This window comes from Candidatus Chryseopegocella kryptomonas, assembly GCF_001536065.1.
GTDB classification, from domain to species: domain Bacteria; phylum Bacteroidota; class Ignavibacteria; order Kryptoniales; family Kryptoniaceae; genus Kryptonium; species Kryptonium kryptomonas.
Genome location: NZ_CZVW01000005.1, coordinates 103,162 through 125,854, shown reverse-complemented (window position 1 = coordinate 125,854; position 22,693 = coordinate 103,162). Strand labels below are relative to the sequence as shown.

The window sequence follows — 22,693 nt, the reverse complement described above, 5'->3', positions numbered from 1 at the left end:
GATCAAACAAAAACTCAATCGCTCTCTCAATCTCACCGAAACCGACATCATTGAATAACTTCATCTTTCCGATTTTAACAGGTAAATACATGTTCAATCTTTCTTTTTTTTTAATGATACGGCGACCACCGAGATCTACGCTCTTTCCCTACACGACGCTCTTCCGATCTGTTATCAAGACATTTTCTCCCGAACTTCCCGGAAATTTTTCAGGTGGCTTCATTGATATAAAGACAATTGAATTTTCAGATACATTGACGAATTCGGCTGATTTAGGGGTTTCTGCGATTCCAGATGCGACATTTAAGAAGTTTTTCGTATACGGAATGGACAGAGTTAACATTTTTGGTGTTTCAAATAAAACGACAGGTTTGCCATCTAACTTTCCAGATGATATAACTAAAGTTCCAGTAAGTGAAAGAAGCATTTATGCCAGGGAGATAAAAAATCTGTGGGTTATGAATTCTTTTAATCAAATGCCGAATTTTAAAGGTGGTTTTATGAGCGCTGGGAAGATTCCACTTGTTGGTTTGAACTATTCGCTTTCCTTGATTTACAAGGGCAATGTTAATAGCAGAAAGTTTGAGGTTAATGAATATGAGGGCGATTATTCAAAGAGATTTGAATATGGGGGTGACAGAGTTTCAAGGGATGTTCAGTTTTCATTTCTTGCGGATGTCAAGAAAAAATTTGGTGGAAATGTTTTAGGATTTAGAGGTTTGATTATTGGGATTACAAACGAGGAAACAGCAAAGATGCAGGGTTATCAATATACAGATCAGGGAGCGGAGCAGATACATATGGCGATTAATTTTAATCAAAGAAATCTTTATTTCACTCAACTTTATGGTGAGCACGAGATAAAGGATGTTTTATTAAAATGGCAGGGTTCAACTTCTACAATTTTTAATAAAGAACCAGACACAAGGCGACTTGTTTACGGTAGGGATATGAATGACCCTGATGCGAAGTTTGCAGTGATACTTGGACCACAAGCAAACTTCAAAAATGGTGGGATTTTAACATCGGATTTAAAAGATAATGTTCGTGAGTTCAAGACAAGTGTTAAGTTTCCGATTTTTGGAGCAAATTTTGAAACAGGTTTCAATTTCTGGGAGACAAAGCGTGATTTCAAGTTCAGGTTGATAGGCGTCGTTGTGAATTTAAATGGAATAACAGATTACAGAATGTATTATCTACCACCTGATTCAATTTTCATCCCTGATAATTTCAAAAGAAATGGCTTTTCGCTTGATGAATACAAAGCAGGGACGAATAAATACAAAGCATACGATAGAAGCACGGCGACATATCTTAAAGTTGATTTGCCAATCAGATTTGGAACACAAGTTCTAACTATAATGGGTGGTGCAAGGATTGAAAAAGTTAATCAAAATATCTACACACGAGATTTTTCAGATAGCAAAGACCTTGTCATATCAAAGAAATATCTTGATGTTCTTCCTGCGCTTGAGTTAAAGTATTCACCTCTTTACATGGTTAACTTGAAAGCATCTTACAGCCAAACGATAAACAAGCCAGAATTGAGAGAAATTTCGCCATTTGCATACTTTGATTTTTACACACAGACAAGCATCAGAGGTGATTCAACACTTATAAGGGCGATTTCGTTTAATTACGATTTTAGATTTGAAGTTTTCAGTTTGGGTGAAGATATGATTTCGGTTGGTTTATTTCACAAACATATAAGCAAGCCAATTGAGAAAGTAATTGTTTCTGGTTCAGCGCTTGGTTCAGAACGAACATATAAAAATGCAAATTTTGCCAAGGTCACAGGAGTTGAGATTGAATTTGTTAAGAATTTAAAACTTGTAAAAGCGATTGGAAATATGACATTTGTTGATTCAAAAGTTGATGTTGAAGGGACGGAAGGAACAATTGCGAGGAAAGGAAGAAGATTGCAGGGTCAGGCGCCATATATTGCGAACATTCAACTTGTGTATGATAAACCCAGCTCAAAATTCAACGCAAGCATTTCATATAATCTCACAGGTCCGAAGATATTTGATGTTGCAACCCAATACAATGATGATATAATTGAGCAAGCAAGGTATCAGGTTGATTTTAAAATCGGTTATAATCTGACGAAGAACTTGTCCATTGTTTTGACGGGGCAGAATATAACGGGAAAACCAGTTGTTTTGAAACAAGCTGGTTATCTGTATCAAAAAGTGGAAACTATAAGAAGCATTTCACTTGATGTTAAAGTCAAATTCTAAACAAAAACAGGAGGAACAATGATTAACAGACACAATCAAAACTCAATGTTGTTAAATCGTTTGCTTGTTTTCTTTTTGCTTGCATTCGCTTTTATTTCATCTGCTTTCGCTCAACCACCATCAAATGTGGTAATTCTACAAGGTAGAATAACGCGTGATTCAACTCTTACTTCAGATAAGCAGTATCTTTTGCGTGGATTTGTTACGGTTGAAAGAGGTGCGACTTTGACGATTGAACCAGGGACAATAATTTACGGTGAGAAAGAAACGAAAGGTTCACTTATAATTAAACGTGGTGCCAAGATATACGCAAACGGAACAAAAGAGAGACCAATTGTTTTCACAAGCGCCCGACCAGTTGGTCAAAGAGCAGCTGGCGATTGGGGTGGAGTTATTATACTTGGTGAAGCACCAATTAATGTTCCTGGTGGAACAGCAGTTATTGAAGGTGGACTTGGAGATGATGGAATTTATGGAGGTAACAACCCTGATGATAGCAGTGGAGTTTTTAGATATGTTAGAATTGAATTCCCAGGTGTTGCTTATCAACCTGATAACGAAATAAATGGATTAACGCTTAGTGGCGTTGGTCGGAAAACTTTAATTGAATATGTGCAGGTAAGTTACAGCGGTGATGACTCATTTGAATGGTTTGGTGGCAATGTGAATGCTAAATATCTTGTCGCATATAAAGGACTTGATGATGATTTTGACACGGATTTTGGATGGTCTGGAAAAGTTCAATTTGCTCTTGCGGTAAGAGACCCAAATATAGCCGATATAAGTGGAAGCAACGGTTTTGAATCCGATAATGATGGAACGGGAACGACAAATGTGCCAAGAACAAGTGGAATTTTCAGCAATGTGACATTTATTGGACCAATGCCAGATACGAATTTTACCGGTTATAATCCTAACTTTAGGCGTGGTGCTCATCTCAGGCGCTCAACAAGGTTGAGCTTTTACAACAGCATAATTGCAGGATGGCCAACGGGAATTTTGCTTGATGGTTCAAATGTTGCAAACGATGCTCAAAATGACACGCTTCAAGTAAGGAATGTATTCATTGCGGGGATAAAATCAGCAAACCAAGTTACGACAAATGTTTCTGGATTTGATGCAAAGTCGTGGTTTTTGAGATCACAGTATAACAACAGGATATTTGGTTCAGTTGTGGATTTAAAACTTCAAGATCCGTTTAATCTTTCCTTTCCAAAGCCAATACCTTTGTCTGATTCGCCCGTTATAGGTGCAGCTGATTTTACAAATCCGAGATTGCGGGATCCGTTCTTCACTCCTGTTAACTGGGTTGGGGCATTTGGACCTGACTCAACGCAGAGATGGGACCTTGGCTGGACAAATTATGACCCGCAAAATACGGATTATTCAAGATTTGTAAAGGTTTATGAGAAAACTTCAGATGTTCCTTCAAATTTTGAATTGAAACAAAATTACCCGAATCCTTTCAACCCGGAGACGGTGATTGAATTTAATCTCGCAAAAAGTTCAAATGTCAAACTTATTGTCTACAATATGCTTGGTCAAGAGGTTGCAAAGCTGGTTGATGAATACTTAACACCTGGAAGTTATAAGGTTAAGTTTTATGGGGGGAATCTCCCGAGCGGGGTTTATATTTACAAGTTAATCGCTGATGGATATGTTTCAGCAAAGAAGATGGTATTGATGAAGTAAAATTTTACGGCGGGGTTGGTGCCCCGCCTCTTTTTAAAATTAAAAAAGGTTGAAAAGATGAGCAAAAAATTTAACATTGCTTTAACCTCAATCTTCGTCTCATTGACGCTTGTATCTGTTGCTCTTTCGTCCATAAATAAAATTTTTCTTTTGCTTGGCTTGTCAATGGGTATTTCTTCTGTTTATTCAATTCTTTCTCTTTTTGAAGCAGGTTCAACCTCGTTTCCACCAGAGGATTGATGTATTTGCGTATTTTCTCGTTTTCTGAATTAAATTTTGCATCTCTTGTTCGGTCATCGGAGTGAAGTTTCTGGCAATTTCAACATTTTGCTTCAATTCTGAAAGCGTCTTCATTCCAACAATTGCCGTGCTTATAGGGAGTGAGAAAACATATCTTAAACTTTCGGGGACATAATCCGTGACCCTGCCATCTGATAAAACTTTCATTGCGATTACACCGATATTTTTCTTCTTTGCAATTGGGAAAATTACATCACCAAAGTCATTCGCAAGTTTATCAACCGAACTCAATGGAACGAGAACCGCTTCAAAATCAAATCTATTAAGTGCTTCTTTGATAACTTCTGGATTTCTGTGTCCCGTGATTCCAATGTGTTTGCAAAGTCCTTCTTCTTTTGCTCTTAACACCGCATAAAGCGAGCCATTTTTTGAGGTTATTTTATCAAGTTCATACATTGTGTTGACGGAGTGAATTTGAAGTAAATCAACATAATCAGTTTTTAATCTCTCAATGCTTGTGTTAATTTCTTGCCAAGCATCATCTTTGTCCCTTTGCAATGTCTTCGTCGCAAGTATAACTTCTTTTCTTCTTGTTTTCATAACTTCACCAACTTTTTCTTCAGCATCTCCGTATGTGCTTGCTGTGTCAATGTAATTTATTCCGAGTTCAATTGCGGTTTCAATTATTTTAATGGATTCTTTAAAATTTCTCATACTTCCAATTTGTGCGCATCCAAGCCCAAGGATTGTGACATTTAAACCTGTTTTCCCGAGTTTTCTTTTTTCAATTTCTTTTTCAGATTTGCTCAATCCAAAAAGTCCAGCTCCAATTATTGTTGCACCTGTCTTTTTTATAAATTCTCTGCGAGAAATTTTTTTCCTGTCACGATTCAAATTTTTGAGAATTTATGTTTTCAATTTTTTCTTCTTTGCTGCGGGGAAGAGAACATTGTTTAAAATCAAGCGATAACCCGGCGAATTTTTGTGAAGTGATAAATCTGTCGGTGGATCTCCGACGGCGTGCTGATAATCTTCGGGATCATGTCCGCCAAGAAAAGTAAATGTCCCACGTCCGTAATTTCCGTGAATATATTTAACTTCGTCAGTTCCTTCTTTTTCAGCAAGTATTACGACAGATTTTTTTATCAATTTACGATTGAATGATGTCGTTTGACCCATAAAATTGTGAATCACATTGACATGGTTTTGTGTTAACATAGTCGGAACTGGATCATATTTTGCAGAAAATTCAAAAAGTGTGAAGTAATCGGTTGAAGGGTCACGCAATGGCGGTGGATCGCTCGGCGGGATATCAATGTCTGAGTATTCGTATCTGTATGGGTTCATTTCAAGTTTGAAATTTTCAAATGCAAGTGTCTTTGAGTAATCAAGTTTTTGCTGGCAATCTGGGTCTGGTGGGTCGCCATCATACATAACATCGCAAATATCTGTGTTTTCAGCTGCAAGTGCTATATCAAGAGCATCTGTTGCAGAGCACATTGCAAACACAAATCCACCTGAGGCGATGTATTCTTTTATGCCTCGTGCGACAGCTTTTTTAAGTTCAGAAACTTTTTTAAAACCAAGCCGTTTTGCCTCTTTTTCGTACATCATTTGTTCTTCAATATACCATTGCGTCTTTCCAAATGATGCGTAAAATTTTCCATATTGACCCGTAAAATCCTCGTGGTGAAGATGAAGCCAGTCGTATTCATAAACTTTGCCATTTAAAATTTCCTCATCCCAGATTTTATCGTAAGGTATTTCAGCGTATTCAAGTGCGAGTGTGACAGCATCGTCCCAAGGTCTGAAATTTGGTGGGACATAAACAGCAATTTTTGGGGCTTTTTCAAGTCGCACAACATCCATATTGCTATTTTCATCCTGAATCTGTGCATAAATTTGCATCGCTTCCGAACTTGATATGACATCAAAAGCAACACCACGGACTCTACATTCGTTTGCTATTTCATCGTGATAATCCATCATAAATGAGCCACCACGATAGTTCAAAAGCCAATCAACATCAACACCGTGTTTTAACGCAAAATATGCAATGCCATATGCTTTAAGATGGTCGGTTTGTTTCAAATCCATATAGATCAAAATTTTATTCTGCGCAGATGCAATTCCCGATAGAAGTAAAAGCGTAAGCAAAAATTTACGCATCATTGTATTTCGCCTCTTAATTCTCTGATTCTTTTTCTGGCTTCATTCACAAATATAGAATTTGGAAATTTTGAAATAAGTTTCGTGTATGTCTCAATCGCAAGATCATTTTTCCCAAGTTTCTGATAAATTTTTCCTTTTTCCATCATAGCGTCATCTGCGTAAATGCTTTCAGGATTTTCTTCAAGCAATGTGTCAACATATTGAATCGCTTTTTCGTGCTTGTTTATTGTTGAATATACTTCGGCAAGTGTAAAGAGAGCATCATCGGAGATCGGACAGTTTTTACAGGTTGAAGTTATATCTTCAAGGAGTGGGATTGCTTCGCCGAATTTTCTCTGTTTTATCTTTAATTCCGCAATTGCAAGTTTTTTAAGATTTTCTTCACTGGGGAAACGATTTGTTTGAATTTTTAGCGTAAGTTCTATCGCATCGTTAGAATAATCTGATGATGTAAATTTTGAAACATCTTCAAGCATCTTTAAAGCGGAGTTGAAATTGCCCTCATAATAATCAAGTTGTGCAAGTAAAAATTTAACTTTCAATGTGTCGGGGAAATTTTTAAGTTTCAAAAGGTAAAGATATTTTTCACGGGCGGAATTTAAATCACCTTTCAAGGTAAAAATTTCCGCAAGTTTAAAAATTGCATCCTTCCCGAGATAAAGCATAAATTTTCTTTCAACTTCTTCAAAAAATCGCTGTGCTTCATCAAGGTCAAAATAGATGTCAAGTTTAATAAGTCCAAGCCGAAACAATGCTTCCGCTTCATATTTTGTCCCGATGTATTCCTGTGAAAATTTTTTGTAATCTTCTTCAAGTTTTTTCAGGTCGGAATAAATTGCGGTATCTTTGTTTTCAATGCGAATTAATTTCGTTCTTAAAATTTCCTCCCGAGACCGAAGTAGTCCAAGTTTCGCTTCGGGCAGAACTCGTGATTTTGGATAAGTTTCAATTATTTCTGCGTATGCTTTTTGTGCGACTTCAAAAATTTCTTGATTGAAAAGGTCTTGTGCAAAATTTAAAATGACTTCTCCATTTGCGTTGGTTGCTATGTCAAGTTGTTTTTGAACTTCAAGCGCTTTATGATAATCCTTTGCTTCGCTTAAAACCCATGCGTAAAGATCAAGAATCCCAATGTTTGATTTTGAAGATTTCGCAGATGATTCAAGAATTGGAAGAATCTGTTTCAAAACATCAGGTCTATCTATGTATGACGACATTCTTGACTTAACACTTGGTATCATGCTTGGTGTTCGCTGTAAAAGTTTGATGTATTCTTCAATCGCTTTATCAAATCTCATCGTGAATTCATAAAGCATCGCAATTTCAAATGCATATAAATCTGGCGAGCCGGAAATTTTCTGTGCGGTTGTAAGATATTCAATCGCCTTATCATAAAGTCGGTTCTGTATTAAATAATCCGCAACCATTCTGTATATGCCGGGATTATTTCGGTAAGTTTTCACAATTTTATCCCACGATTCAATCGCTTCTTTTTCTTTTCCTGCTTTGAAATATATATCCCCAATTCTTGCCATCATGTCAATGTCATCCGGGTGAGTTGAGAGCCAAGATTGTGCAAGTTTAATTGCTCTGTCATAATTTTTCGTCTGCGTGTTTAATCTGACGACGGCTTCAAGATAAACTCTGTTTGTGGGATTGTTTGTGTAAAGTTCTTCATAGATTTTCAAAGCCCTTTCATATTCCCCAGCTCTTTCAAATGATTGCGCAAGTCGGAATAAATTCATCTCGTTTTGCTGTTGAGAAAAGATTGAATTTATCGCAAAAATCACAGCTAAAAATTTTTTTAAATTTATCTTCATCCTTAAAACATAATTCTTGGTTTTTGTTCAGATGTGTGGATATCGCATTGTTTCGTGGGGAGATATTTTCTGATGAAAAGGTCGGTAATTTTTTGCGGGCAATATGGAGTTGCAAGTTTTTGGGATTCTGCGCATATCGTCGCACTTACGACATCCGGAGGTTGTTCAAAATCAAGAATTGGCATATTTATTTCAGGATCGTCATAAACATATTTCATAAATCTTCCCCACAATGGAGCAGCAGCTCTTCCGCCTTGACCGAAATTTCCACCGAAAGTTATTCTTCTATCGTCAAATCCAAGCCATACGCCTGCGACAAGATTTGGCGTATAACCTATGAACCAAGCATCTGCAAAATCTTGTGTCGTTCCGGTTTTTCCGGCGCAGGGTAGATGGAAAAATTGCCTAACACGTGTTCCCGTTCCAGAATTTACAGCATCTTCAAGCATATTCGTAATTATATAAGCTGTCTCACGGCTTATGACCTCTCTTTTTTCAGGTTTTGCTTCTTCAATCACATTGCCGAATCTGTCTTCAATTCTTAAAATTGCAACTGGCTCAACATACACACCTTCATTTGCAAATGTTCCATAAGCTGAAACAAGTTGAAGTGGAATAACTTCCGCCGTTCCGAGCGCAATTGACTCATAAGGCGGTATCTCGGTTGTTATTCCCATTCTATGTGCGTAATCAATAACCTGATTCATTGGAGCAAGCTCTTGTAAAACTCTCACTGCGACGACATTTATTGACATTTTCAGAGCTTCTCTTAAAGTCACTTTCCCACCGAATGAGCCATCAAAATTTGAAGGCGTCCATTTCTCTCCATTTGCCATTATTATCGTTATCGGTTGATTCAGAAGTTGATATGCAGGTGAGTAGCCATTGTCAATTGCAACTGTATAAACAAAAGGTTTGAACGCAGAGCCCGGTTGTCTTTTTATCTGCGTGACATGGTTTAAACCATATTTGAAAACTTCAAAATTTGAGCTTCCAACCATCGCTTTTATGTATCCAGTTTGAGGTTCAATCGCAACGAAGCCAGCTTGAATTCTTGTTGCTTCTCTTTTAACCGAATCAACGAAAGATTGATTGTTCAATAACTCTTTATAAACTTTCGGTTTTTCAGATGAATCTGCTTCAAGATATTTCGGGCTTTGTTTTATTGCTTTATCAAGAATTTGATTCAAAAGATTTTTATCCCATTTCCACGCCTTGTCAAATTCTTTTTGCAATTCATCAAGTTGTTCTTTTACCGCTTTAATTGCATACCTTTGCATCCGTGCATCAAGCGTGGTGTAAACCACAAGCCCATCTCTATAGATGTTAAATCCGTATTTTTCCGCCTTCTTTTGAAGTTGAAATCTCACATATTCAAGAAAATGAGGCGCAATCCCTGAATAAATATACTCACGACTGCGATTCAAGTTAAGCGGTTCTTTTCTTGCTTTCTCATATTCTTCGTTTGTGATGAAACCTGTTACAAGCATATTTCTCAAAACCACATCTCTAATTCTTATCGCTCTATCTGGATACTCAAATGGGTTGTATCTTGCAGGTGATCTTAACATTCCAACTAAAAGAGCGCACTCCGCAAGCGTGAGTTCAGTTGGACTTTTCCCGAAATAAACAAACGAAGCAGATTCAACCCCATATGCATTCATCCCGAAATAGGCAATGTTAAGATACATCTCAAGTATTTCTTCCTTCGTGTAAGTTCTCTCTATTTGAATTGCTGTTATCGCTTCCCGCAGTTTCCTTGTTATTGAAACTTCCTGCGATAGATAGAGATTTCGTGCAAGCTGTTGTGTGATTGTGCTTGCGCCTTCACGAATTCTAAAACTTAAAATGTTTTTAACCATCGCTTTTATAATTCTGTCAAGGTCAAGTCCCCAGTGTTTATAAAATTTTCTATCTTCGGTTGCAATAAGAGCATTTATCAAATTTTTTGGAATGCTGTCAATCGGCGTGTAAGCTCTTTGCTTGATGTAAAATTGACCGAGAAGTTCTCCATCGTATGAATAAACCTTCGTTGCAAGTTCAGGAGTTGGGTTTTCAAGCTGTTGAAGCGATGGAAGACCGAGGATAAGATAAATCACATAAGCGATGAACAAGAGAGCAAGTGAAATTAAAATTATTTTTTTCAATTTCTCACGCTGTTTCAATCTCTGTAAAATTTTTCTTCTGTAATCGGGGTCGTTGAAATACCTTTCTTTATCAATTTCACTTTTGAAATAATTTCGCAACTTCATCACTTGAAAAAGCCCACTTTTTTATTTCAAATTTATCTGTAAAAACTCCATATGTAAAGTTCCAAAGCCAATCGCCAGTGTTAACATAAAACCCATCCCCAATTTTTTCAATTTTTGGTCTGTGCAGATGTCCCATCACAACATAATCAAAACCTTCACTTATTTTTCCCCTTGCAAATTCAATCACATCTTTTTCATTTTCCGTTGAATCACGATTTAAAGAGTATTCTCTGCTTTTTCTTGATGAAGCCCCAGCAAGCCAAAGCCCGATGTCAGGATGAATTAAAGAGTAAAGAAAAATGTTTGTTTTGTTTCGCATAATTTTTCTCAAAATTCTATAACCAAAATCATTTTTTGAAAAACCATCGCCGTGTGAGATGTAAAATTTTTTCCCGTTGATCTCAATTTCAAGATCGTCTTTGAAAACTTTTATCCCAAGCTCATCTTCAAAATAATTTCTCACCCAGAAATCGTGATTTCCGAGAATGTAAAAAATCTCAACCCCGCTGTCCGAAAGTTCTGCAAGTTTTCCGATAACTCTTGCAAATCCCTTTGGCACAGCAAGTTTATATTCAAACCACACATCAAAAAAATCACCAAGTATAAAAAGTTTCTTTGAATTTTCTCCAACAAAGTTGAGAAAGCGAACAAGCTCTATTTCCTTTATGCGATTGCTTTCTTTTGAGCCGTGCCCGAGATGAACATCGGATATAAAGAAAACTTTCTCCAAAGCAATAGAAAATTTAATTTGAAAGCTGTTTTACCGCAATCTGGTTGATCGCAGCTTGAAGCGTGTTCTTCATAAGCATTGCTATCGTCATAGGTCCAACTCCGCCCGGAACTGGCGTTATAGCGCTGGCAACTTCATAAGCTGACTCAAAATGAACATCTCCAACAAGTTTGTATCCTTTTTCTGAAGATGGGTCATCAACTCTGTTAACTCCGACATCAATTACAACTGCTCCCGGCTTTATCATATCTCCCTTCACAAATTCAGGTTTTCCCATCGCAACAATCAAAATATCTGCTTGTTTTGTAAAATAAGAAATATCTTTTGTCCCGGTATGGCAGATTGTTACAGTTGCATTTGCCCACTCTTTCTTTTGAAGAAGTATGTTGGCAATTGGTTTTCCCACGATGTTGCTCCTTCCAAGAACGACAACATGTTTTCCAGATGGATTGATCCCACTTCTTTTCAAAAGTTCTTGAATTCCCGCAGGTGTGCATGGAAGATATGTTTCAAGTCCGATGACAAGTTTCCCAACATTCACTGGATGAAAACCGTCAACATCTTTTATCGGATCAATTGCCTGTAAAATTTTTTGCTCGTTTATGTGTGAAGGCAAGGGAAGTTGAACAAGGATTCCGTGAATTTTTGGATCTGAATTTAAATTTTGAATTTTTTGAAGCAGTTCTTCTTCTGTTGTTTCAGCTGGCAATTTTAAAGTTATTGAATAAAATCCAAGTTCTTCACACGCTTTCCCTTTCATAGTCACATAAACTTTTGACGCAGGATTATCTCCAACAAGGATAAACGCAAGCCCTGGGACGATGCCCGTTTCTTTGTAAAGTGCTTCTGCTTGTTTTTTTACTTCCTGTTTAATTTCTTCAGATATTTTCTTCCCATTGATTATTTGTGCTGGCATTTTGAAGTGCCCCTTCGTTTATTGTTTTGTTGAATTCGGGATAAATTATGTTCTCTATCTTCAACGCTTTCCCAGTTTGCGCATCAATTGAAATGAAAACACCGGAAAATTTCACATCGTTTTGAGCAACTTCATATTTATGCGGTGTTTGATATAAAAATCTCAAAATTGAAGCTCTCTTTTCCATACCTATCACAGAATCATAAGGACCTGTCATCCCAACATCGGTTATGTATGCAGTTCCGTTCGGTAAAATTCTTGCATCAGCTGTTGGAATATGTGTGTGAGTTCCGACGACAGCGCTGACCCTTCCATCAAGATACCATCCCATAGCCATCTTTTCAGCGGTTGCGTCAGCGTGCATATCAACGATTATGATTTTTGTCTCTTTTGAAATTTTTGCAAGAGCCATTTCCATTGCCCTAAATGGACAATCTATCGGATATAGAAAAACTCTACCCTGCAGATTTACAACCGCAATTTTTCCTTTTCCGTTTTGAAGATTGTATATGACATAACCTTTTCCGTAAGTTCCTTTCGGATAATTCAACGGTCGCAGGACATTTGGTTCATTTATGATAAAATCTCTTGCCTGTTGAATTTTATCCCATACATGGTTTCCAGTTGTTATAACATTAACGCCTGCGTTGAAAAGTCGCTTTGCTGTTTCGGGAGTTATACCTTTACCGTCAGCGAGATTTTCCCCGTTTGCGATGCAAAAATCTATTTTGTATTCTTTTTTGAAATTCGGAAGAAGCATTTCAACAATTCTTATTCCTGGTTCTCCAACGACATCGCCGATGAAAAGGACATTAATTTCCATAAAGTGCAGGAATTTGTTTTTAAACATAAATAATATAGCAAAACCACGGCTTAAATAAAAAGCATTAAGTTTCGGGCTGTGAAATCAAATTCATCATCAAAACAGTCCCTGAAATCAAAATCCCGGGCAATATCGGAAGCCACCAAGTTGAAAGCAAATTTTTCTCCGCCTCACTTATCATATTTCCCCAAGTTGGAATAGGAGGTTGAATCCCGAAGCCAAGAAAACTCAAAATTGACTCCGTAAGTATTACATCTCCCGTTATAAGCGGTATGCTTATGAGCGCTGGTAAAATTGCGTTTGGAAGAATGTGCTTAACCGCAATTGTTAAGTCGGGTAAACCCATTGATTCAAGAACTGTTATGAATTCCATTCCTTTGACCTTTAAAAATTCGGCTCTAATAAGTCGTGCTATCCCCATCCAATTGAGAAGTGAGAGAATTAAAATCAAACTCAAAATTGTCTGCGTGTGAGTGAATGCAATTACGACAAGAATCAAAAATAATTTTGGAAAGGCGAGAAATACATCTGTAAGGCGCATTAAAATTTTATCAACTATCCCTCCAAAATAACCCGCAAAAGCTCCTATCGCAGTTCCAATTATAAAAGAAATCAACGCTGAAATCACTCCAATTATAAGCGAAATCTTCCCACCATAAATTGTTCTACTTAACACATCTCTTCCTAAATTATCCGTCCCGAGCAGAAAAATAAATGTTTTGATTTTTTCAATTTTCTCTTTTTCAATTCTCCCTGCTTTGAATTTTTGCTGATATAGAATGAATGCATCTTCAAATTTATAATCAAGCACAACTATTTTTTCTCCGTTTTTGAGATTTAGTTCGTAAGCAATTGAAAATGGTGGAAGAGATGAAAGATTTTCTTTGTCAGGTGAAATGAACGGGTCAAACGGTAAAATAAAATCCGAAATTAAAATGTAAGCAATGATGAAAGACGCAACGAAAATTATTTGCCTTTGCTTTTTCATTTTAACCTTATCCTTGGGTCAAAAATTGAGTAAAGAATATCGGAGATCAAATTTCCAATTATGACGATGAAAGAAACGAACAAAGTTATTCCAACTGTCAAAGGATAATCACGCTGAAAAATTGAATCGGCCATCAATTTCCCTATGCCCGGGATTGAAAAAATTTCTTCAACGACAATTGAACCAGCAAAAAAGAAAGGAAGATAAAGTCCAAATAATGTAATCACTGGAATAAGCGCATTTGGAAGAGCGTGGCGATAGAAAATTGTGCGTTCGTCAAGCCCTTTGGCTTTTGCTGTTTTGATGTATGTTTGAGATAAAACATTTAACATCGTGTTTCTTGTGAATCTTGCAATTGCAGCCATCGGGGCAATGCTCAAAGTCGTTGATGGCAAAACAATATGCATAAACATATCAAAAATTTTCTCAAAAAAATTCATCTCGTTAAAATTAATTGAACGCAAACCTGATGACGGGAAAATTCCAAGCGTGTAACTAAAAATTAAAATTAAAACAATCCCAAGCCAAAATGACGGAATTGAATACAGGATCAAAAAAGACAAATTTAAAATCCGATCCACTGTCTTTCCCCTTTTTCGTGCAGATTGAACACCGATGAAAATCCCAAAGCCAAAACTTAAAATAAGAGCTGGAATTCCAATCGTAAGTGTAAAAAGGATTGCTTCACCAATACAATTTATTACCGGCTTACGGTAGATAAACGAAAATCCAAGATTGCCTGTTAAAATTTCCTTCAACCAATTCAAAAATTGAATTAATACTGGCTTGTCAAGTCCATAGGCAACTTTTAAACGGGATAAAACATCTTCGGACAATCGTGGATTAAGATAAATGTCGGAAAATGAAGCAGATGGAAGAATTCTCAACAGAAAAAAGACAATTGTTGCTATTCCAAAAGAGAGAAAGATTGAATTGACAATTCGTTTTAAGATATAAAGCATTTGCAAAGTTTTACTTTAATTCCCACTCGTGGAGATTGTAAAGGAAACTTATGCTGTTCATTTTCACAGTTTCAGGTTTTATCCTTTTACTTATTCCGCTTATCCTCACAGGTTCGTAAAGGAAAGTATATGGTTGATCCTCGTAAATTATCTCCTGAATTTTATCCCATAAAATTTTTGCGTTGTTCAAATTGTTCATCACAGATGCAGAATCATTTAACCTATCAAAATATGGATTTGAATAAGACACGAAGTTATGTCCCGATTTTATTGCTTCGCTGTGAAACACAGTTGTTAGGTCAGGTTTTGTTGCAACTCTCCATCCCGATATAACCGCATCAAAATTTTTCGTCAGTATGTGTCTCATAAAAGTATTGAACTCATAAACTTGAATTTCCATTTTTATTCCAAGTTTTGCAAGGTCATTTTGGACTGCGGTTGCAATTTCTTTTCTCGTTTGATTTTCTGCGTTTGTTATAAGAGTGAATTTGAAGTCAACTTTTTTACCGTTTATAATTTTGTCAAGTATTCCATCGCCATCTGAATCTTTCCATCCCGCTTCATGGAGTAGTTTTCTTGCTTTTTCTATGTCGTAAGGATATGGTTTCAATTTTTCATTGTGAGCCCAGAAGATAGATGGAAAAGGCGAAGTTGAGCGAACCGCATTTCCTTTCAAAATCGCTTTTATTATCTCATCAACATTTATTCCGTATGATAACGCTTGACGAACTTTTTTATCCGCAAAAATTGGATTTCTTTGATTCCAACCGATGTATTCATAAGCAAGAAATGGATAACGAATGAATTTAACATCTGGGCTGTTTTCATATTTTTCAGCGACGGCTGGCGGAATTGATGGAAGGACATCAATTTCACCGTTTAAAAATTGCAAAATTAAATTTGCTTCATTCGGCACGATCTTAACAAACACTCTTTCAATCTTTGGATAACTTTTGTCAAAATAATTTTCATTTTTAACAAGTTCAATCAATTGTCCTCTTTCCCACCTTGCGACTTTGTAAGGTCCATTCGTCACGGGTTTTTCGTCAAAATAACCATTCCTTCTCCATTCTGAGAAAGGAATTTTTTCATAGATATGTTTTGGAACTATCCACACATCGTTTATATCTGTTAATTGATACGGATAAACATACCTGTATTTTACCACAAGCGTTGTCTCATTCAAGGCTTTGACATATTCAATGTTTCTTGTTATATCTTCCGCATTTAACCACGCAACTTCGGGAGAAGTTGCACATTTGAAACTAAATTCAACATCGTAAGCGGTCGTTTTAACACCATCCGTCCAAAAGACATCATTTCTCAAGTAAAAAGTTATCTGCGTTGAATCTTTTGACCATTCCCATCGTTTTGCAAGAAGAGGCTTGAATGTCCGATAATCTTCCTGTTCAATCGCAAGCCGTAGATAAACTCTGTCAAGCAAATCTTGTGTAAAAAGAGAAGTGCTCAAGTAAGGGTTGAAAGAATCAATATCAATTGTGCTACCTATGACTATGTAGTTTTGTTTTTGTGCTCTTCGGCAACTTGTGAAGAATAATGATGTCAGAAGTAAAAAGAACAGAAGAAGATGATTAATCCGCATTTAATCTCGCTTTTATTTATTCAAAGTCGTGTTCAAAGTATTTTGTGATTCTTTCAATCGGGAAATCTTCTTTTAATACAGACGTTTTCTTTTTGAGGATAGTTTCAAGGTTTTTGTTGAATTCTTTTGCTGAATCATATCCGTAATGTTTCAAAAGATGATTAAGCGCAATTACTTCCGCAATTACGGTTATGTTTTTGCCGGGGAATATAGGAAGTTTAACAAGTGGAATTTCAACGCCGAGGATTGAAATTTTTTCTTCGTCAAGCCCTGTCCTTGTGTATTCTTCTTTCGGATCCCAATCAAGAAGTTCAACGACAACTTCAATTCTCTTTTGGTATCTTATCGCTCTTATTCCGAACATGTTTTTTACATCAATTATCCCGAGACCTCGTATTTCCATAAAATGTTTAGTCACGGTGTTGCAAGTTCCGATGAGTATATTCTCACCTTTTTTCGTTATCAGGACGACATCATCTGCTACGAGGCGATGCCCACGTTCAATTAGATCAAGCGCAATTTCACTTTTTCCGATCCCGGAACGACCCACAAACAAGAGCCCGATCCCATAAACATCAACAAGATCGCCGTGAACGACGGTTTGAGGTGCAAATTGATCATCAAGAAAGTCGCTTATGAAATAGACAAGTTTCGTTGTCTCAAGCGGTGTCTGAAAAACGGAAATTTTTTTCTCCGTGAAAAGATCAAGCAAATTATCCGGAAGCACATTATCATTCGTTATCACAACGCAGGGAATTTCAAACTGAAGTATGTTTTGAATTGACTTAATCCGATTTTCTGGCGTTAAACTTTGCAAATATCTTATCTCGGTATTTCCAAAAACTTGAATTCTATTGTAAGTGAAAAGTTCAACATAACCAGCAAGGGCAAGTCCCGGGCGATGTATATTTTTATCAGTTATCTTTCTATCAAATCCAACCTCACCATTTAAAGTTTTCAACTTGAAGAGTTCGCTCCCGGCTTCGTAAAAAAATCCGACCGTTATGTGAGATTTGCGTATTTCTTTCAATTCTTTGTTAAACATTTCATCTGTGCGATTTCAGTTTGTCTTTAAATTTTATGAGTTGTTTCTCAACTTTTGCAATTGATTTATCAAACGCCTTTAAAATGTCCGAATCCGTCGCTTTCGCTGTGAGTTTGTGTTCATAGACATTTATCATTATTTCTGCTTCTTTTAAATGGTTGTGCTTTGTATCTTGTCTTAAAATTACTTCCGTGTCAATTATTCCATCAAAAAATCTGTCAAGCCGTGAAAGTTCTTTTTCAATGTAATTTTTCATCTGCTCCGTTACTTCAATGTGATGCCCTGTGATTTTGAGCGCCATAGGTTCATTCCTTATTGATTTTTGTTTTCAGTGTAAATATAACAATTAAGTTCCGATTTGTCAATTTTCTTTGAGAAAATTTCCTGTCAAATCCTAAATTTGTTTGCTTTAAATGTTTCGTTGGGGTTTCACTCTTGACTTTTTAACAGCGCCTATTTATATTTCGTTTGAAAAAATAAAAAGGGTTTTGACATGTTAAAAGTTGTGCTTGAGCCAAATTTCATCCAACCGGGGAATGTTTTTTCACTTCCACTTGATTATCGCACTGGGTTTATGTCAATTATAAAAAGTGCATTTCAAAGTGAATCACCAATTGATTATGATTTGGTTTTCAACAGAAGAACTGTTAAGCCATACACTTTTGCAGTTGCTTTTGGAGATGATGTCAAAGTTCAAGATGAAAAAATTTATTTCAACAGACCTCTTGAATTTAAGTTTAGTTCGTTTGATTTGAACGATGAGATTTTGCTTTACAATTATTTCGTCAGAAGTAAGACGATAAAAATTTTTGGACGGGATTTTGATGTTTCAAATTTATGGATTTTTGAGAACAAAAAGATAAAAGGGAATTCTGCGATTTTTAAAACGCTTTCTCCTGTTTTGATACGAAGTCATAAAAATGAAAAATTTTATCTGTGTCCCAAATGTGAGAATTTTGATGGTGATGAGGCTTTTTATGAGGCTTTAAAGTTTAATGTTTCTGAACTTGTGAGAAATTTGCTTGGGCGAGAGGTAAGCGGTGAGATTAATTTTAAGCCGGTTAAGACCAGACGTGTTGTTGTAAAGCATTTGACAGATAGAGGGAATTTGAAGTTGCCCGGATTTACGGGTTTATTTCTTTTTGAAGCGGAGTCAGAGGTTTTAAATCTTATCCTGCGTGCTGGTTTGGGAGCAAGAAGAAGTCAAGGTTTCGGAATGCTGGAACTTGTGTATGAGGTAAGTCGTTGACGGAGTATTTCCACATTTTGTTTAATGACCGGAAAGAGAGAGTAAGCGTTGAACAAGTGTGGAATTTTTGGAAAAAAGATTAATTAACCATAGCAAAAAGTTTTTTGACGGAAGTTTAAAAGTTGCAAAATGAAAAAAATTATTTCTTCTGCGTTACCCTTTCAACATATTTCATCGTTTCAACATCAACTCTGACGATTTCGCCTTCTTTAATGAATTGTGGGACAAGGATTTCAATCCCGTTTTCAAGCGTTGCGCTTTTCATAGTGTTATCCTGTGCTTCCTTAACACCTGAGCCTGTTAAAACAACTTTCAAATCAACCGTCTTTGGTGATCTCACGCTTACAGGTTCTTCTCCGAGGAATTCAACATCAACTTTCATTCCTTCTTTCAAAAACCTTGCAAAATTTCCCAACGCTTCTTTTGGAACTCCAACCTGTTCATATGTTTGCGGATCCATAAAATAGTATAAATCCCCGTCGTTGTAGATATATTCCATAGGTTTTCTGATGAGTTCAACATCTTCAACTTTTTCATCTGTTCTAAACCTTCGTTCTGTGTAATGACCTGTTGACAGATTCAGAAGTCGTGCGGAGACAAAACCTTGCATTTGCCCACTTCCTGCGTGGACTTTCGCTTCAATTACTTTGAAAATTGTTCCCTCAATTTTGAGTGCCATTCCTTCTCTTATTTCGGTTGCGAGGATCATAATTTGCCTCCTGTTATTTTTGCTCCTTTTTTAAAAATATAGTTTCGGGCGATTTTATTTGCAAATAGAAAGCGTGATGTTTAACTTTTTTAAAAATAAAAATCAGTGATAAGTTTTATGATAAGAATCTTAACAGCTGGTGAATCACACGGTCAGGCACTCATTGGTATAGTTGAAGGAATTCCAGCAGGGCTTGAAATAAGTGCAGATTATATCAATTTTCATTTGAAAAGAAGACAACAGGGTTATGGAAGAGGTGGAAGAATGAGAATTGAAGAAGATAGAGTTGAAATTTTATCAGGTGTAAGATTCGGGAAAACGATCGGGAGTCCAATTGCATTGATGATAAGAAATAAAGATTGGGAAAACTGGAAAGAGAAGATGTCGGTTGAAGAAATTGATAAGCAAATTGAGAAGATCACAATTCCACGCCCAGGTCATGCTGACTTCGTTGGTTATTTTAAATATGGTTTTGACGATATAAGAAATGTGATTGAAAGAGCAAGTGCAAGGGAAACGGCAATCAGAGTTGCGTGTTCATCTATTGCGAGAAAACTGCTTGAGGAACTTGGAATTTTCATCGGAAGTCATGTGATTCAAATTGGTTATGCAGGTTTTGAAGATAGAGAAAAACTTGACAAAAAGATTCAAAAGTTAATTCACAAACCGAAGGGAGCTTTAGAGTTAACTCTTGAAGCAGATAAATCCGAAGTCAGGTGTATTGATAAGCAAGTTGAAGGAAAAATGATTGAGGTTATAAAAGAGGCGAAGAAAAAAGGTGATACGGTTGGGGGGATTTTTGAGGTGATTGTGACAGGGCTTCCAGTTGGGCTTGGAAGTTATGTTCACTGGGATAGAAAACTTGATGGTTTGCTTGCTCAGGCGATAATGTCAATTCAAGCGATAAAAGGAGTTGAAATTGGTTCTGCCTTTGAAAATGCGAAGAAATTTGGATCAGAAGTTCACGATGAAATTTTTGTCAAAAATGGAAAAATCTTCCGCAGGACAAATCGTGCAGGAGGGCTTGAAGGTGGCGTAACAAATGGACAGCCCATTGTTTTAAGAATTGCTATGAAACCAATTTCAACAGTTATAAAAGGATTATCAAGCGTTGATTTAAAAACATTTAAAAATGTAAAGTCAAGATATGAACGCTCTGATTTCTGCGCTGTTCCATCCGCAAGCGTGATCGCTGAGTCGGTGATAGCCCCAGTTATCGCAAATGCATTGCTTGAAAAATTTGGGGGTGATAGTTTGAAAGAGTTGAAGAAAAATTATAAAAATGCCATTTTCGTTGAATGGTGATTAAAAATTCCTTTGACAATTTTTGTGAAACTTTTTATTTTAAACAAGAAAAATTCAATTCAAAATGAAAATCATACTCTTTGCGATGCTCTTACAATTTACATTTTTCAACTGGACAGGAAAAAAAGCGCCAGAAATAAATGGTGGAACTGGATGGATAAATTCAACGCCTTTAAAATTAAGCGAGCTCAAAAATAAAGTCGTTTTGATTGATTTCTTTGAATATACTTGCGTTAATTGTTTGAGAACTTTGCCATATTTGAAGGAATGGCACAAAAGATATAAAGATAAAGGGCTGGTCATAATTGGTGTTCACACGCCTGAATTTGATTTCTCATCTAAATTTGAAAATGTCAAAAAAGCTGTTGAAGAACTTGGCATTGAATATCCTGTTGTCGTGGACAGTGAATATAAAATCTGGAATGCTTTTAAAAATCAGTTTTGGCCAAGAAAATTTTTGATTGATAAAGACGGCATCATAAGATTTGATCATGTCGGTGAAGGAGCATATGGAACAACTGAGAGAAAAATTCAGGAACTTTTGACGCAGATCAATCCGGGCTTAACTTTTCCCGATGTGATTGAATACATCAGGGAAGAAGACAAGCCCGGGGCTGTGTGTTATCCGAGAACTCCGGAAATGTATGCAGGTTATCTTCGTGGATATTTTACGCAACGAATTAAGCCCGATGAGGAATCTTTTTACGAGGACGATGGAGGTTATAAGGAAGCACAGATAACTTTAAATGGCTGGTTTAAGGTTGATGCGATGAAACTTTTACATTTGAGAAGAAATGAAAAATTCACAGATTATGTCGCTTTTAAATTCAGAGGAACGGAGGTCAATGCTGTGTTTAATTCAGATGGTAGGTCTTATGATGTGATATTAACACTTGATGATAAGCCAATCCCGAAGGATATGAAGGGAAAAGATGTTTTTTACGATGAAAGTGGAAGAAGCATCGTCAAAGTTGAAAGTGGGCGAATGTATAATTTAATTTCAGGTGAAAAATACGGAGTTTACACATTAAAACTTTACACAAATTCCGATGCGTTTTCACTTTATTCATTTACATTCGGCTCGTGCGTTGTGAGAGAATAAAACAAAAAATTTGATAAAACTTTATGCAGAAAAATTCAGTCCTTGGAAAAATTTATGATGAAATCAAAAAGTATGAAGAGTTTGTATCAAAGAATCCAGATTCGCCTTTGCTTGTTCGGCTTGCGTCACTTTATCTTGAAATTGGAAATGTTGAAAGAGCAATAACATTGTGCAACAAGGCAGTTCAAAAGTATCCAGATTATTCAACAGCGCATCTTTTGATGGCAAGATGTTACATTGAAATGAAAGCATACTCAAAAGCGCTTGTTGAGTTAAATAAAGTTATTGAGATTTTGCCCGATTCTCAATTTGTAATTGATTTGATCGCAAAAATTTCATCAAGACAAAAGAAGGGAGAACAACTTGGTAAGGTCACTCGCAAAGAATCCGCTGTCAGCTTTGAAGGCGAACTCCCTGAGATAGAAATTCCAGAGGAAGTTGAAATTGAACGGGAAGAGTTTAAACAACAGGGGAAAGAAATTGAAGAGGTTGAAGAAGTTTTTGATATTCCACTTGTTGATGAAACGAAGCCACAAGATGAAGTCAAGGTTGAAACACAGGCGACCTATCTTGACGAGTTGATCAGGCGACTTGAAGAGGGAAAATCAAAACAAAAGGTGGAGGATAAGTTTGAAAGTGAAAGCGTTAAGGAGATTAAGGAGGAGGAATTTTCATATGAAGATATAAGCATTGTGACGCCAAAACTTGCAGAGATACTTGCGAATCAAGGAGCTTATGAGGAAGCGATAAAAGTTTACAAGAAGTTAATTGAGCAACGCCCTTATGAAAAGGAAAAATATGAGGAAGAGATAAGAAAGCTTGAGGAAAAAATTGGAAAATAAGAT

Annotated in this window: 19 protein-coding genes; 6 read left to right on the top strand and 13 right to left on the bottom strand. The window is 36.5% G+C overall.

Features of this window, described 5'->3' with window-relative positions; translation table 11 throughout:
* Positions 1–2,258: 2,258 nt before the first annotated feature.
* Positions 2,259–3,932: a T9SS type A sorting domain-containing protein gene (locus AWW83_RS03385; RefSeq protein WP_234697234.1), complete on the top strand. Its 1,674-nt coding sequence runs from the start codon at positions 2,259–2,261 to the stop codon at positions 3,930–3,932.
* Positions 3,933–3,989: 57 nt separating this feature from the next.
* Positions 3,990–4,172 (top strand): hypothetical protein, encoded by a 183-nt coding sequence (locus AWW83_RS03380; RefSeq protein WP_092348507.1) that lies wholly within the window; start codon positions 3,990–3,992, stop codon positions 4,170–4,172.
* On the opposite strand, the gene AWW83_RS03375 is transcribed toward AWW83_RS03380, so the two are convergent.
* The 12 genes from AWW83_RS03375 to hpf all read right to left on the bottom strand — a co-directional run bounded on the left by AWW83_RS03375 (position 4,146) and on the right by hpf (position 17,784).
* On the bottom strand, positions 4,146–5,066 hold the full coding sequence (locus AWW83_RS03375) for an aldo/keto reductase (protein WP_092348504.1): 921 nt from the start codon (positions 5,064–5,066) through the stop codon (positions 4,146–4,148). The two genes, AWW83_RS03380 and AWW83_RS03375, sit on opposite strands and share 27 nt — an antisense overlap.
* Positions 5,067–5,078: 12 nt before the next feature.
* The gene (locus AWW83_RS03370) at positions 5,079–6,344 is read right to left on the bottom strand and encodes an asparagine synthetase B (protein ID WP_092348501.1); all 1,266 of its coding nucleotides are present in this window, start codon (positions 6,342–6,344) and stop codon (positions 5,079–5,081) included.
* Positions 6,341–8,164: a tetratricopeptide repeat protein gene (locus AWW83_RS03365; protein WP_092348497.1), complete on the bottom strand. Its 1,824-nt coding sequence runs from the start codon at positions 8,162–8,164 to the stop codon at positions 6,341–6,343. Before AWW83_RS03365 ends, AWW83_RS03370 begins: the two co-directional genes overlap by 4 nt.
* Positions 8,165–8,166: 2 nt before the next feature.
* The gene (locus AWW83_RS03360) at positions 8,167–10,416 is read right to left on the bottom strand and encodes a penicillin-binding protein 1A (RefSeq protein WP_092348494.1); all 2,250 of its coding nucleotides are present in this window, start codon (positions 10,414–10,416) and stop codon (positions 8,167–8,169) included.
* Entirely contained in the window at positions 10,388–11,146 is a 759-nt protein-coding gene (locus AWW83_RS03355; RefSeq protein WP_159421096.1) for a UDP-2,3-diacylglucosamine diphosphatase, read from the bottom strand. The genes AWW83_RS03360 and AWW83_RS03355 overlap by 29 nt, the downstream gene beginning before the upstream one ends.
* Positions 11,147–11,159: 13 nt before the next feature.
* Positions 11,160–12,062 carry a bifunctional methylenetetrahydrofolate dehydrogenase/methenyltetrahydrofolate cyclohydrolase FolD gene (gene folD, locus AWW83_RS03350; RefSeq protein WP_092348488.1) on the bottom strand — a complete coding sequence of 301 codons (903 nt, stop codon included), beginning with the start codon at positions 12,060–12,062 and terminating at the stop codon, positions 11,160–11,162.
* Positions 12,025–12,885, bottom strand: a complete 861-nt coding sequence (locus tag AWW83_RS03345; protein ID WP_092348485.1) for a TIGR00282 family metallophosphoesterase — start codon at positions 12,883–12,885, stop codon at positions 12,025–12,027. The genes folD and AWW83_RS03345 overlap by 38 nt, the downstream gene beginning before the upstream one ends.
* Before the next feature lie 64 nt (positions 12,886–12,949).
* Positions 12,950–13,873 carry an ABC transporter permease gene (locus tag AWW83_RS03340; RefSeq protein WP_092348482.1) on the bottom strand — a complete coding sequence of 308 codons (924 nt, stop codon included), beginning with the start codon at positions 13,871–13,873 and terminating at the stop codon, positions 12,950–12,952.
* On the bottom strand, positions 13,870–14,835 hold the full coding sequence (locus tag AWW83_RS03335) for an ABC transporter permease (protein WP_092348479.1): 966 nt from the start codon (positions 14,833–14,835) through the stop codon (positions 13,870–13,872). Before AWW83_RS03335 ends, AWW83_RS03340 begins: the two co-directional genes overlap by 4 nt.
* 10 nt (positions 14,836–14,845) lie before the next feature.
* On the bottom strand, positions 14,846–16,438 hold the full coding sequence (locus AWW83_RS03330; protein ID WP_092348476.1) for an ABC transporter substrate-binding protein: 1,593 nt from the start codon (positions 16,436–16,438) through the stop codon (positions 14,846–14,848).
* Between the two features lie 16 nt (positions 16,439–16,454).
* Entirely contained in the window at positions 16,455–17,483 is a 1,029-nt protein-coding gene (gene hprK / locus AWW83_RS03325) for an HPr(Ser) kinase/phosphatase (RefSeq protein ID WP_092348473.1), read from the bottom strand.
* Position 17,484: 1 nt separating this feature from the next.
* The gene (gene hpf, locus AWW83_RS03320; protein ID WP_092348470.1) at positions 17,485–17,784 is read right to left on the bottom strand and encodes a ribosome hibernation-promoting factor, HPF/YfiA family; all 300 of its coding nucleotides are present in this window, start codon (positions 17,782–17,784) and stop codon (positions 17,485–17,487) included.
* 192 nt (positions 17,785–17,976) lie between these two features.
* On the opposite strand from hpf, the gene cas6 reads away from it, so the two are divergent.
* Complete coding sequence (gene cas6, locus AWW83_RS03315) at positions 17,977–18,732, top strand: CRISPR-associated endoribonuclease Cas6 (protein WP_092348467.1); 756 nt, start codon at positions 17,977–17,979, stop codon at positions 18,730–18,732.
* Positions 18,733–18,871: 139 nt separating this feature from the next.
* Here the strand turns inward: cas6 and efp are convergent, their stop codons facing one another.
* Positions 18,872–19,441, bottom strand: coding sequence for an elongation factor P (gene efp, locus AWW83_RS03310; protein ID WP_092348464.1), 570 nt, complete (start codon positions 19,439–19,441; stop codon positions 18,872–18,874).
* A 117-nt stretch (positions 19,442–19,558) separates the two neighbouring features.
* Between efp and aroC the strand changes: the two genes are divergently transcribed.
* The 3 genes from aroC (at position 19,559) to AWW83_RS03295 (ending at position 22,690) form a co-directional block, all read left to right on the top strand.
* Entirely contained in the window at positions 19,559–20,746 is a 1,188-nt protein-coding gene (gene aroC, locus AWW83_RS03305) for a chorismate synthase (RefSeq protein ID WP_092348461.1), read from the top strand.
* Between the two features lie 64 nt (positions 20,747–20,810).
* Entirely contained in the window at positions 20,811–21,848 is a 1,038-nt protein-coding gene (locus AWW83_RS03300; protein ID WP_092348458.1) for a redoxin family protein, read from the top strand.
* A 23-nt stretch (positions 21,849–21,871) separates the two neighbouring features.
* Complete coding sequence (locus tag AWW83_RS03295) at positions 21,872–22,690, top strand: tetratricopeptide repeat protein (RefSeq protein WP_092348455.1); 819 nt, start codon at positions 21,872–21,874, stop codon at positions 22,688–22,690.
* Positions 22,691–22,693 lie beyond the last annotated feature (3 nt).

Bases quoted from the DNA above. Each gene is read 5' to 3' on its own strand.
- hpf (WP_092348470.1), bottom strand. From the start codon at position 17,784: ATGGCGCTCAAAATCACAGGGCATCACATTGAAGTAACGGAGCAGATG.
- AWW83_RS03295 (WP_092348455.1), top strand. From the start codon at position 21,872: ATGCAGAAAAATTCAGTCCTTGGAAAAATTTATGATGAAATCAAAAAG.
- AWW83_RS03360 (WP_092348494.1), bottom strand. From the start codon at position 10,416: ATGAAGTTGCGAAATTATTTCAAAAGTGAAATTGATAAAGAAAGGTAT.
- hprK (WP_092348473.1), bottom strand. From the start codon at position 17,483: ATGTTTAACAAAGAATTGAAAGAAATACGCAAATCTCACATAACGGTC.
- AWW83_RS03370 (WP_092348501.1), bottom strand. From the start codon at position 6,344: ATGATGCGTAAATTTTTGCTTACGCTTTTACTTCTATCGGGAATTGCA.
- efp (WP_092348464.1), bottom strand. From the start codon at position 19,441: ATGATCCTCGCAACCGAAATAAGAGAAGGAATGGCACTCAAAATTGAG.
- AWW83_RS03385 (WP_234697234.1), top strand. From the start codon at position 2,259: ATGATTAACAGACACAATCAAAACTCAATGTTGTTAAATCGTTTGCTT.
- aroC (WP_092348461.1), top strand. From the start codon at position 19,559: ATGATAAGAATCTTAACAGCTGGTGAATCACACGGTCAGGCACTCATT.
- AWW83_RS03380 (WP_092348507.1), top strand. From the start codon at position 3,990: ATGAGCAAAAAATTTAACATTGCTTTAACCTCAATCTTCGTCTCATTG.
- AWW83_RS03300 (WP_092348458.1), top strand. From the start codon at position 20,811: ATGAAAATCATACTCTTTGCGATGCTCTTACAATTTACATTTTTCAAC.
- AWW83_RS03330 (WP_092348476.1), bottom strand. From the start codon at position 16,438: ATGCGGATTAATCATCTTCTTCTGTTCTTTTTACTTCTGACATCATTA.
- cas6 (WP_092348467.1), top strand. From the start codon at position 17,977: ATGTTAAAAGTTGTGCTTGAGCCAAATTTCATCCAACCGGGGAATGTT.
- AWW83_RS03365 (WP_092348497.1), bottom strand. From the start codon at position 8,164: ATGAAGATAAATTTAAAAAAATTTTTAGCTGTGATTTTTGCGATAAAT.
- AWW83_RS03345 (WP_092348485.1), bottom strand. From the start codon at position 12,885: ATGGAAATTAATGTCCTTTTCATCGGCGATGTCGTTGGAGAACCAGGA.
- folD (WP_092348488.1), bottom strand. From the start codon at position 12,062: ATGCCAGCACAAATAATCAATGGGAAGAAAATATCTGAAGAAATTAAA.
- AWW83_RS03335 (WP_092348479.1), bottom strand. From the start codon at position 14,835: ATGCTTTATATCTTAAAACGAATTGTCAATTCAATCTTTCTCTCTTTT.
- AWW83_RS03340 (WP_092348482.1), bottom strand. From the start codon at position 13,873: ATGAAAAAGCAAAGGCAAATAATTTTCGTTGCGTCTTTCATCATTGCT.